Origin of the sequence: Histophilus somni 2336, from assembly GCF_000019405.1 — a bacterium.
GTDB lineage: Bacteria > Pseudomonadota > Gammaproteobacteria > Enterobacterales > Pasteurellaceae > Histophilus > Histophilus somni.
In genome coordinates this window covers 1877355-1888669 of sequence record NC_010519.1, presented here as the reverse complement: position 1 = coordinate 1888669, position 11315 = coordinate 1877355, and the positions used below count along the sequence as shown (strand labels likewise).

Genomic DNA, 11315 nt, shown 5'->3' with positions numbered 1-11315 from the left:
TTATACATGGCATCATAATGCTCAAAGTAGCCCTAATAATATGCAATTATTACCTAAAAATATTCATGATGCTGTGAAACATCTTTAAGTGAAGGAAGATAATATGAAATTTAGAAATCAGTGATGGGTATGGAAAGGTTATTGGTCGCATATCATCAAATGAAAAAAGTTAGCGATTAGATTATGATCCAGAAATAGGAATGCATATAAATATTTTTGATTATACTCATGATAAAGGAAAATAAAATGAGTAAATTAATATATGAATCTTTAGACAAGATTAATTTTAAAGATGGAATGGTAATATTAAATTCTTCTGAAGTTGAGAATAATATTAAACATAAAGTAATCTTGTCGTTAGGTATGTATACTGATGAACCTTCTAAAACAAAAGAAATATTATTTTCTTTTTTATCATCCGGAGATGTTGAACTTGAAAAGGTATCATTGTTATCTATAGCTCATATAGCTAGAGTTTTTCGTAATATTAATCAAGGAGAGTTAATTGAAAAAATCAAAATTATGAAACATAAAGATGTTCTTAAGGGAACTATAGAAGACGTCTTAGATGATGTTTCTATTTTTGAAAAAGGAGATACCTAATGAAAAAAAATAGTTTTTTTTATTGGCTAATTTGGTATTTTTTTATCGTCTCTTTTTGTTCGTTAAAACATGTGTTTTTCATGATTTATATTTATCTTAAATATGATGATTTTTATTGGGCTAATGATGCATTTAGTGATATATTTTGGGGGTCTTTTTGGTTGTATTTGGCACTAATTTTAAAAACTTTTATAAATAATAAACTTTTTAAAAATAAAGAATAAATCTAAACAAGCCATAACCGGAGGGGAATGTCGTTTAGAAAGCGATTGCGGAGGACATTTACTGGCATCAATGTTTAGAGGTGCAGGAGAGAAAATAAATCTTGTAGCAATGGATGAGATATTGAATGGACCGAAAGGAAAATGGTATCAGATGGAAAGGCAATGGAAGCAAGCTTTAGAGCAAGGTAAGAAAGTGGAGGTTGATATTAAACCAATATATAGAGGGAATAGTAAAAGACCTGATTCTTTTGATATTAACTACTCTATAAATGGAAAAGTCATTGAACTTCCTAAGATAAAAAACACTCCAACTGGAGAATAGTATGAATTGCAAAAAGTGTAACAATTTATTTTTTAAAATAGCTAATGAAATATGGAAGCTAATGCCAACAGAAGCTGATAAGTATATATTTGAATGTGAATTTCATGAAACGATATCAAACTTTAGAATGTATTGGATAAATAATGCCGGGGATGAATGCAATTATTCTGTAGGTTGTATTCCTCATGAAAAAAGAAATATATTAGAGCTTTATGAAAATTTAAAATCGGAAATGAAGGTGAATGGTAGTGATTGGACTCAAAGTAGATTTGTTTTAAATAATGATGGTACATTCGATGTTAAATTTGCATATATAGAAGAAGCAGACAGTTGGCCAATGTTATATTTGAAAGGAATAAGTGATCTCACAAAAGAAGAGGCTGAGAATGAATATTTCGTTCCTCTAGACATATGGGAGGAAAGAGTAAGGATAAAAAATAAATCCAAAGGGGAGTAAATGGAAATCTGAGGACAGAACGTTGGTGTGGAAGTAGGTATGAAAGTTCCACTTACCATAACAGTCATTTAGATGCAGAACATATTAAGTTTAACAGCCCAGGGGACATTACCCTCAACGGCACAACCGCTACTGCTGAGCGAATTGATGTGAATGCTAAAGGCGACCTTCGGATTGAAAGTAAGCAAGACAGCAACAATTACAACAGCAAAGGCAGTCAGGCAGGGATTAGTGTAGATGTGAGTTTTGGTAATGCTTGGAGTGTGAGCGGTTTTGCTTCAGGTGAGAAAGGCAAAAACAGTTATAAACAAGTTAATGAACAGGCAGGTTTAATTGCAGGCAAAGGCGGTTATCATATAGAGGCAAACAACGTCCACTTGAAAGGCAGTGCCATTGCTTCAACTACCCCAAACAACAGTGAACTGCAAACCAATCGCCTCACTTTTAATGACATTCGAAATGAATCAAGTCATAAGGCAATAAGTGTTTCAATCTCAGGCACTTACGGTAAAGGAGCAGATTACTACCAAGATAGTGAAACCGGCAAACTGAGCAAAAAAGGAGCAGAAAATGCGGTGTTGGTTGAAGGAAAAACCGCTCCGAACATAACCCATAGCTTGCCGATGCATAGTCAAAGTAATGACAGCTCAATCACCAAAACCACTATCACCGAGGGGGAAATCACCTTAAACAAAGACACAAATCCAATCCAAACCACAGCAAAAGCGTTGGCTATTAGCACCGACCTTAGCCAAGCAAACAGCCAAGTGGCAAAACCGAAAGAGGTGAAAAAACTGCTTGTGGAGCAAAAGGAGATTGCTCGGGCAGTGGGGCATATTAGTTCGGCAGTGCAAACCTACACGGCAAATAAACAAGCGGAAGCTGCACAGAAAGTGAAAGAGGCGAAAAAAGCCTTAGAACAAGTGCAAGCGAATCCGAATGCAAGCTCATCAGAAATCGAAGCAAAACTGACCGCACTTATTAAAGCGACACAATCCCAAAAACAATGGGATAACAATGGCACATATAACCGAACAGCCAACGTATTGACCACTATAGTAACCGGGATATTAGCAAATCAAAGTGCAGGGGCGATAGCGACACAAAGTTTAAGCCCGAAAGTGAATGAGTTAATTAAACAGGCAACGATGGATGAACAAGGTAATGTTGATGTTCTGAGCAACACGTTAGCCCACGCTTTATGGGGAGCCATTGAAGCGACAGCGTTAAAAGGCAATGCTACGGCAGGTGCGGTTTCGGCGGCAACAGCAGAACTTGCTGCACCAACCTTGGCGAAATTACTATACAATAAAACCGAAGCTAGCCAACTGACGGCAGAAGAACGGCAACATATTATCGCTTTAGCTTCAATCGCAGGAGCGGTTGCAGGCGGTGTTATTTCGCAGACAGACAATCAATCGAACAACACGGTAAATACCGTACAAAATGCAGCATTAGGTGGAGAGATTGGAAAAAGTGCGGTGGAGTTTAACGCCCTTTCTATTAAAGATGTTTATCAATATCAAAAAGCATTAAAAGCGGCGATTCAAAATGGTGAGAGTGTTGAGGAAGTTCATCAGAGATTTAAAGAGTTAAGTGAAAAACAACGTGCTGAATTAGTGGCTAATTGTGAGATTGATTGCAGAGCAACAGTACCGAATGAATTATTGGGAGCGGTTGGTTTTGCCGATGATTTATCAGGAGCATTGAATAATTGGATTCAAGGATTGCCATTTGAAGAACAGAGTAAGTTCTATCAGTTGGTTGAAAGTGAAAACCAGAAGACTATTCAAGCGATAAAAGAGAAGCAGACAGGGATAGAAAAAGGTATTGAGTTAGCAGTAAATGCTTCTCGTCTTTTTGGAAAAGAAAATAGTTTAGGTAATTCTAATACGCAGAATAATTTTGCGAAGAAAAATACTACTAGGACATCTTCCCCTATACCAGTTCCTGTTCCTGTCAATGTAAATTTTGAAGATGGAATATCTGTAAAATATAAATCTAATCCTAAACATACAAAAGGCATGATGGGAAATAGAAAAAATGCAGGAATAGAACCGAGAGATTCACTAGATTTATTTAAAAATTCAGTAGAATATAAGATTGAAGCTAATAAAACTATTAGATATGCGAAAGACTCTCAGGGAAATATTCATAGATTCTTTGGTACGAATGGGGAATATCATTGGTCTAGTAGTTCGGGAGATCCTGATAATCCTTTACCTATACCCAAAGATTTAAAGTTTAAATAGGAGTAATTATGTTTTTTGGAGATCCTTATAAATTTGCAATACAGTGCGACATTGTATCTGAATGGAATGATGACTACTTTTGGATTAATGGTATTTTCAATATATATATAGAAGGTAATTCAGTTATTAATGAGTTATATACATCAGAGCTTAGATTTACATTGGCAAATATTACTGATGATATTTTAGGTTCCATGACTCAAACTGATAATATTAATCTTGTCGATAACATTTCATCTAAACAGAGAAAGTTATTATCTATTTCTAGTCCTGAAATGGAGGATAATTCTATATTTGTTTATTTTTTATTTAGCAAAGATAACGATTATATATTTTTGGAGAAGGATGGAGATGAATTAAATTTTAAATATGAAAAAGGCTATATAATGAAAATATTGCTTTCTGTGCTGGATTGGAAGAAAAGAAGCTTTACTAAAGGGAAAAATTGATTTTTATACTACTAAATACTATTAATATACATACTGTCTAACCATACAAAATGCGACATTGGGAGGAGAGATTGGAAAAAGTGCGGTGGAGAATAATGCGGTTAATAAGGCTCAAGCCGGGACAGTAGAAGGATTCGAGGAATTTTTTAATAATACATCTACTAAAATGGGATTATTAAAAAATGAGTAAGCAGAAGATGCTCTCTTTAGATTAAATGATCTTACATGGAATCTGAAACCTGCAACGACAGCACCGTTTAATAGTATATCTGATAGATATATTTATACAAAGAATGCAGGTTGGATAGATATGGTTCATTTTGTTTTTTATGCCGGTGATGCTTATTCAGAAAAAGTTAATTTAATAAAGATAGCAGAGAGTATAAATAGACATTTTCCTTGTATTTTAAATAGTTATTGCTCAGATGGAAATTTAGAAAATAGAGCGATGCTTAATGCTATTAAGCATGGATATTGGCAAGAAAGATTAGATTCTTTATATCCTCCTGCAAAACATTCTGCCTATTCATATGAAGATTTACCATCAGATCGTTATGGAGCCGAATTTGGAGCTAAATATTTCGATCCTAAATCAAATTTAAGTCTAGGAAAGCAAGTTTCTAACTATTTAAAGAAATTAGGTGCGACTAATCCTAAGAATGCACCTAATTATAATACTTTACCTAATATAGATAATGGCAGTCACTCTGGAATTAAGAATAAAACAACAAAACCATTTTTTACAAAGGAGGATAAATAGTGAAGTTTATCAAATTTATTTTATTATTGTTTGTTTTTTTATTTTTATTAAAGTTTGAATGGTTTCTTATGGAAAAAAGATTAAATGATATAGTTAATAGGATCGAGTTATATATATATGAAAATGGATATATCCCATCTAGATTAGATGAGATTAGTAGTGTTTTTACCCCTATTTCAAATAGTGAATCTTATTGTAAAATGTTTTCCTTTGATATTGATGGGGTTGGAGAGTGCTTTTATTCTGCAAATAGAAAAGACTACCATATAGTAATATATGGTTTTTTTTGGGGAAGTGGAAATTATTCATCTAAAGAGAAAGTATTTAAAAATGGAAGCAATTCTAATTGATGATAGTGAATATTATTATAATAGTGGTTCAACCTTACTATTAGGACGTTCTATACAATAGGGTAAAAGTCATTACGCTTTAGATTCTGAAAGTAGAATTCATCAATTTCATTCTAATTATGAAGTAACTTTTGATAATGAATTTAAGTAGATTAAGGATTGATTATATTTGATATTTCTTTTGAAAGTTCTCCTCAAATGACAGAATGGGGAGAAAAATCAATATTAGCAAAAATCGTGATAAATGATTTTTCAGAAGATGGCTTCACAGCTATACCAAAGGAAGATTATTGGGTTGGTTTGTATATGAAAGGAATAAGTGATCTCACAAAAGAAGAGGCTGAGAATGAATATTTCGTTCCTCTAGACATATGGGAGGAAAGAGTAAGGATAAAAAATAAATCCAAAGGGGAGTAAATGGAAATCTGAGGACAGAACATTGGTGTGGAAGTAGGTATGAAAGTTCCACTTACCATAACAGTCATTTAGATGCAGAACATATTAAGTTTAACAGTCAAGGGAACATTACCCTCAACGGCACAACCGCTACTGCTGAGCGAATTGATGTGAATGCTAAAGGCGACCTTCGGATTGAAAGCAAGCAAGACAGCAACAATTACAACAGCAAAGGCAGTCAGGCAGGGATTAGTGTAGATGTGAGTTTTGGTAATGCTTGGAGTGTGAGTGGTTTTGCTTCAGGTGAGAAAGGCAAAAGCAGTTATAAACAAGTTAATGAACAGGCAGGTTTAATTGCAGGCAAAGGCGGTTATCATATAGAGGTAAACAACGTCCACTTGAAAGGCGGCACCATTGCTTCAACTACCCCAAACAACAGTGAACTGCGAACCAATCGCCTTACTTTTAATGACATTCGAAATAAATCAAGTCATAAGGCAACAAGTGTTTCAATCTCAGGCACTTACGGTAAAGGAGCAGAAAATGCGGTGTTGGTTGAAGGAAAAACCGCTCCGAACATAACCCATAGCTTGCCGATGCATAGTCAAAGTAATGACAGCTCAATCACCAAAACCACTATCACCGAGGGGGAAATCACCTTAAACAAAGACACAAATCCAATCCAAACCACAGCAAAAGCGTTGGGGATTAATACCGAACTTGATAAGGCGAATAAACAGGTTGAAGCACCGAAAGACATTAATAAGGTGTTGAAAGAACAACAAATCCTTTCACAAGAGGCAGGCAATGTTGCAGGTGCGGTGATGACCTATGCCAGCCGGCAAGCAGCGGAACTGGAGGAAAAAGCAAAACAAGCAGAGCAAGAGGCAACGAAAGCGGCTGAAGAAGGCGACCTTGTTACTGCAACCCAAAAAGCCCAAGAAGCTACCGCTTACCAACAAGCTGCAAAAGAATGGCAAACGGGTGGTAACAAGAAACAGGCGGCAACCGCAGTCGCTGCGGCATTAAGCCTTATTGTTGCAGGGAAACCGACAGAAGCGGTTGTAGCAGGTGCCGTATCGCCTTATGTGAATGAAGCGATTAAGAAAGTGACAGACAGCCCTGAGTTACAAGCCTTAAATATTCCTGCTCATATTTTATGGGGAGTAATGGAAGCCCAGTTATCAAGCAGTAGTGCGACGGCAGGTGCAGTGGCTACAGGCGTGGGTGAAGTGGGTGCGAAAATCTTAAGCGAAACCGTCTATGGCAAATCCCCAACAGAACTGACGGAAATGGAAAAGCAAGAACTTATTCAGGTTATCAAAGGGATTGCAGGTGTGGCAGGTGGTGTAGCTGCAGGCAGTGATACCGCAGCCGGTACATTGGCGACAGTGAGTACGGGAATGAGGGTGGCTGAGAATGCGGTGGAGTTTAATTTTCTTGGTGATGACATTCACCCATCAGAAGAACGTAAGCAATCGATAGAAATGTTTGCCAAAACGCTTTTCAAAGATAAAGAAAATGCGGAGGAATTAGCGGAAGCTTATTATGATGCAATGAAAATTGGGGAAGCTAAAGCGGTTGTAGAAGGTGTACAAGGCACAGTTGATGGGATAGTAAATCTTGATAAAACCGTTGCAACACTGGCGAATGTAATCCAAAACCCGAAAGAGACCTTTGATAAAGTGGTGATTTCAGCGGAACAATGGAATGAGCAGTTAAATTGGGCTTTAGAAAACGACTCTATGTTAGCCGCAGAAATGCAAGGCTATATGCTTAGTCTGGGTAAATCGTTGGAAGCACCGAGTATTTTATTGACGGGTGAAGCTATAAATGTATTTCAAAAAGTTGTTACTAAAAATGTCTCTAATCTAATAACTGCTAGAGAAAATATGGTATCTCTAGTCAGTTCTCAGAGAGCTGAACATATATTATATGGAGATAAAACAGGTGGTGGGCATAAATTTTCTTTTACAAATATTCTGAATGGAAAATCTAAATTCCCAATACACTGGTCTGAGAAAAAAATTCTCGACGTTATATCTAATATTGCTACTGATCCTAATTTAGAATGGGTACAACAAACAGGAACAAAAGGAAGTTTGTATACTAAAAAGGGTGTTCCGAGTAGATTTAAAGTTGAGGGAGTTGTTGATGGCGTTAGAATTAGGGTTATTGTAGAACCAATGGGAAATGGTGTAATTACCGCATTCCCTATTAAACAGGAGTAATATAATGAAAGAAAAAATGAAAAATCTACTATCTTTGCTTTATAAAAATTTGCCTGAAGAGGATTGTGAGAATGCAATGGATTTAATTAATTATGATGAGTATGGTATAGCTCTTGAGTTGATCTGTACTCAGTTATATGAGAGAGAAATTTCAATTACGAATGATGCAAAAAAAATTATTATAAATTTGATCATAGATATGGAATTAGACCTAGAATTAGCTGATGGGATTAGAGTTGAAAACAATTGACAACCAAGGAAAACGTCAAACTTTAAAAAGTCAGTGAACAAAATTTGATGATAAGTCTGGTGCAGTTGTGTTTAAAAAAGGTAATAGCTATATAACTAGAGATGTGGATGGTCATAATGGAGGAGCTTGGAAAGAAGCGGCTAGTCCTGAAAAATTAAATAAAAAAGAAACAAGAAACGGAACTTTTGATATTAACTTAAATAAAATTGGAGATTAAATATGGCAGAATACGCAGATTTTTATAGAAATGTAACCTATTCAAGGTTATATGATGAAAATTCATTTATAGGAAGATGGTTGGATTACTCAGAATGGAATGATGATGAATATTGGAAACTAGAAAAAGATTTGATAAATATAGCAATAACCTATAAAAACACAAAATTGATAAAACAAGATATTTTAATTGGGATTATGCGAATAATTGAATTATTGATAATTCCAAATTGGGATAGTTTTACCCTTTTAACTAAATATAATTCTGACATCTATGACAGATATGAGAGATTTAAATATATAATCTCTAAGATATTTACAGATGAAAATATAGATTTGGATATTTTTTCTTACAATCCCGATAAAACAATCAATCAAATAGCACGGTGAACACCGTACAAAATGCAGCATTGAGTGGAGAGATTGGGAAAAGTGCGGTGGAGAATAACTATCTCAATAACTATGAGGTAGAAAAGCTGATTAGAGAGCTGGCTCAAGCTGAGAAAGAAGGTAAAGAGCCGAAAGCGATTTTTGAGAAATATAAAAGCATAAGCGAATCTAACCGTAAAGCTATGCTTGAGGAATGTGGTAATAACCCGATTTGTTATCTTCCCCATATTTATCAAATGGGAACAGGGAATGATGAAGTTTATAAAAACCTTTCTGCGTTGAGAGTGATATCTTATGTAAATGGATTAAGTAATAGCCTTAAAGGTAAAATGGCGACCTTTGTAGGAGATGAGAATGCAAACAGCTATGCAGCCTTGCCAAGTAGTGTTCATTATGCCAGCATGGCTATTGAAGCTGGGGCGGCTGTAGGTGGTGGTTCTTTATCTTTAAGGGAAATAAAAGGATATCTGACTAGACAGCCTATTGTTACACCACCAAAAGGTTACGAGAAGCAGGATGCTAAGCTAAGGGTATCAAGCGGGGCTGAGAATGTAGCGTTGTATCCTAAATTAAAATTAGATTTACAAGCAGAACAAAATACTGCTCTAGTCATTGATAGTTTGAAAAAAACTGGAAAATTACCTGATGAGTATGTAACTAAGGATATAGCTAAAAATTATATAATTGGTCAAGTGGCAAACCTTTAAAACAAGGGCAAATTGGTGGGGATATTTTTAGAAACGAAAGTAACTTATTACCTAGTAAAGATGGAAGAGTTTGGTATGAGGCTGATATTGGTATTAATAACAATATAGGTAGAAATAAACAACTAGGAACGAGATTATTATATTCAAGTGACGGTTTATTATTTATTACTACAGATCATTATAAAACATTTAAAGAGGTTGGAAGATGGAAATAATAATTGAAGGAAAGGAAATTTTTTCTCCAGATGATTTTTATAAGCAATTATCCAAGCAAGTTCCAGAATTAGGAGAATATTTTGGAAATAACTTGGATGCCCTTTGGGATTATATAGATATTTTTGATGGTAAAACTATTATATGGAAAGATTTTTTGATGTCTGAAAAAAATATCGGATCATATGTTTATAAAATAATAAATATATACAAAGCAAGAAATGAAAAATTGAAACAAATAAAGAATGGCAAAATAAATATAATACTATTGTGATATTAGAGAACTGGCTCAAGCTGAGAAAGAAGGTAAAGAGCCGAAAGCGATTTTTGAGAAATATAAAGGCATAAGCGAATCTAACCGTAAAGCTATGCTTGAGGAATGTGGTAATAACCCGATTTGTTAGATAGAACTTTATAAAACAGTTACAGATAAGCAGGAAAAATAATATGGGCTATCATGTATCTATTGTAAATAAGTCAGATAAACTTAGTACTGATAAGATATTATATGATTTTGAGCGGGTTATAAACAAGATGACGAGTTTAGGATTCTCCGTAGATTATGAAAAAAGAATTTTTTATAAAGATGAGTATGAATTCTTTATATCTTATGATGATAATAGTTTATGGCTCTCTAATCCTGATGAAATTTCATTAAAAGTCTTAATGGAAATTGCTGAATCATTTAATGATGAAAGTATAGTCATGGGAGATAATGGTGAAATATATAAAAATTTATCTGATATATATGCAAGTGAACTTATATATCAAGAACAAACTGAACCAATAATAAAAAGATTTATCCGTTTTTTATATTATAGAATTTGGTTTGTTATACCTATATTGTTAGCTATTATAAAAGTTTTATTTTTATAGTTTGTTAGATACCAGAGGTATTCTACAAGGTATATTGTTTATAAATTTTCCTTTTTGAAAACCTTGAAAATATAGGTTTCTTTACCAGACAGTGCCGTAAAGCCCCGTCCTTTAGGTCGGGGATATAAGGCACAAACGGCGTAGCCGTTTCAAACCTAACTAATCAGGTGTTTGTTGTTGCTCAATGTATTGGCGAATAATAGATATAGGTGCACCACCGCAACTACTTGCAAAATAAGACGGAGACCAAAGCTGATTTCCCCATAATTTTTTGCGAATACTCGGATAGTTTTTCTTTCTAATCATTCTGCTTGAAACGCCTTTTAAACTGTTCACAAGATTTGATATAGCTACTTTCGGTGGATATTCAACAAGTAAATGAACGTGATCGTCTTCGCCATCAAATTCTACTAATTTTGCTTCAAAATCCGAACAGACGGATTCAAAAATCGCTTTTAAGTCATCAAGAATAAATTTAGTAAAAACTTCTCTGCGATATTTAGTCACGAAAACTAAATGAACGTGTAAGTTAAAAACAACGTGGCGACCACGTCTAATCTCTGTTTCTTTTTTCATAGACCAAGTGTAGAATAATAACAATCTTTGTATTCTAATTTGT

General features: G+C 34.6%; 17 protein-coding genes and 2 pseudogenes. 18 read left to right on the top strand and 1 reads right to left on the bottom strand.

All coding sequences use genetic code 11. The annotated features are described in order from the left end of the window. Positions 1–10: 10 nt before the first annotated feature. The 18 genes and pseudogenes from HSM_RS10895 to HSM_RS08395 all read left to right on the top strand — a co-directional run. Positions 11–88 (top strand): annotated as a pseudogene (locus HSM_RS10895) (HNH endonuclease); the annotation flags it as partial. Between the two features lie 158 nt (positions 89–246). After that, on the top strand, positions 247–603 hold the full coding sequence (locus HSM_RS08470; RefSeq protein ID WP_012340772.1) for a hypothetical protein: 357 nt from the start codon (positions 247–249) through the stop codon (positions 601–603). Then, positions 603–827, top strand: coding sequence for a hypothetical protein (locus HSM_RS08465; RefSeq protein WP_041605134.1), 225 nt, complete (start codon positions 603–605; stop codon positions 825–827). Before HSM_RS08470 ends, HSM_RS08465 begins: the two co-directional genes overlap by 1 nt. Continuing rightward, complete coding sequence (locus tag HSM_RS08460) at positions 799–1149, top strand: DNA/RNA non-specific endonuclease (protein WP_305953797.1); 351 nt, start codon at positions 799–801, stop codon at positions 1147–1149. The genes HSM_RS08465 and HSM_RS08460 overlap by 29 nt, the downstream gene beginning before the upstream one ends. A gap of 1 nt (position 1150) precedes the next feature. Then, a complete protein-coding gene (locus HSM_RS11190; protein WP_012340770.1) occupies positions 1151–1606 on the top strand; it encodes an immunity protein YezG family protein in 456 nt (151 codons plus the stop codon). Continuing rightward, positions 1591–3858 carry a hemagglutinin repeat-containing protein gene (locus HSM_RS11185; RefSeq protein WP_322597394.1) on the top strand — a complete coding sequence of 756 codons (2268 nt, stop codon included), beginning with the start codon at positions 1591–1593 and terminating at the stop codon, positions 3856–3858. The genes HSM_RS11190 and HSM_RS11185 overlap by 16 nt, the downstream gene beginning before the upstream one ends. 8 nt (positions 3859–3866) lie before the next feature. Beyond that, complete coding sequence (locus tag HSM_RS08445; protein ID WP_012340768.1) at positions 3867–4307, top strand: Imm42 family immunity protein; 441 nt, start codon at positions 3867–3869, stop codon at positions 4305–4307. A 310-nt stretch (positions 4308–4617) separates the two neighbouring features. Continuing rightward, positions 4618–5067 carry a hypothetical protein gene (locus tag HSM_RS08440; RefSeq protein WP_012340766.1) on the top strand — a complete coding sequence of 150 codons (450 nt, stop codon included), beginning with the start codon at positions 4618–4620 and terminating at the stop codon, positions 5065–5067. Continuing rightward, positions 5067–5417: a hypothetical protein gene (locus HSM_RS08435; protein WP_041605132.1), complete on the top strand. Its 351-nt coding sequence runs from the start codon at positions 5067–5069 to the stop codon at positions 5415–5417. The genes HSM_RS08440 and HSM_RS08435 overlap by 1 nt, the downstream gene beginning before the upstream one ends. Positions 5418–5615: 198 nt before the next feature. Continuing rightward, on the top strand, positions 5616–5834 hold the full coding sequence (locus HSM_RS08430; RefSeq protein ID WP_041605130.1) for a hypothetical protein: 219 nt from the start codon (positions 5616–5618) through the stop codon (positions 5832–5834). Beyond that, positions 5819–8044, top strand: coding sequence for a hemagglutinin repeat-containing protein (locus HSM_RS08425; protein WP_322597393.1), 2226 nt, complete (start codon positions 5819–5821; stop codon positions 8042–8044). Before HSM_RS08430 ends, HSM_RS08425 begins: the two co-directional genes overlap by 16 nt. 4 nt (positions 8045–8048) lie before the next feature. Then, complete coding sequence (locus HSM_RS08420) at positions 8049–8294, top strand: MafI family immunity protein (protein WP_012340764.1); 246 nt, start codon at positions 8049–8051, stop codon at positions 8292–8294. 52 nt (positions 8295–8346) lie between these two features. Continuing rightward, positions 8347–8511, top strand: a pseudogene (locus tag HSM_RS10670) (toxin C-terminal domain-containing protein); the annotation flags it as partial. A gap of 2 nt (positions 8512–8513) precedes the next feature. Next, complete coding sequence (locus HSM_RS08410) at positions 8514–8900, top strand: immunity 41 family protein (RefSeq protein ID WP_012340762.1); 387 nt, start codon at positions 8514–8516, stop codon at positions 8898–8900. 47 nt (positions 8901–8947) lie between these two features. Then, positions 8948–9607 carry a hypothetical protein gene (locus HSM_RS11045; RefSeq protein WP_233145335.1) on the top strand — a complete coding sequence of 220 codons (660 nt, stop codon included), beginning with the start codon at positions 8948–8950 and terminating at the stop codon, positions 9605–9607. A gap of 11 nt (positions 9608–9618) precedes the next feature. Further along, the gene (locus HSM_RS11310) at positions 9619–9822 is read left to right on the top strand and encodes a ribonuclease domain-containing protein (protein WP_198974239.1); all 204 of its coding nucleotides are present in this window, start codon (positions 9619–9621) and stop codon (positions 9820–9822) included. Further along, entirely contained in the window at positions 9813–10094 is a 282-nt protein-coding gene (locus HSM_RS08400; RefSeq protein WP_041605126.1) for a barstar family protein, read from the top strand. Before HSM_RS11310 ends, HSM_RS08400 begins: the two co-directional genes overlap by 10 nt. Positions 10095–10267: 173 nt before the next feature. Then, positions 10268–10696 carry a hypothetical protein gene (locus HSM_RS08395; RefSeq protein ID WP_012340760.1) on the top strand — a complete coding sequence of 143 codons (429 nt, stop codon included), beginning with the start codon at positions 10268–10270 and terminating at the stop codon, positions 10694–10696. Positions 10697–10855: 159 nt separating this feature from the next. Here HSM_RS08395 and tnpA read toward each other — a convergent pair whose 3' ends face one another. Next, positions 10856–11272: an IS200/IS605 family transposase gene (gene tnpA / locus HSM_RS08390; protein ID WP_012340753.1), complete on the bottom strand. Its 417-nt coding sequence runs from the start codon at positions 11270–11272 to the stop codon at positions 10856–10858. Between the last annotated feature and the right edge of the window lie 43 nt (positions 11273–11315).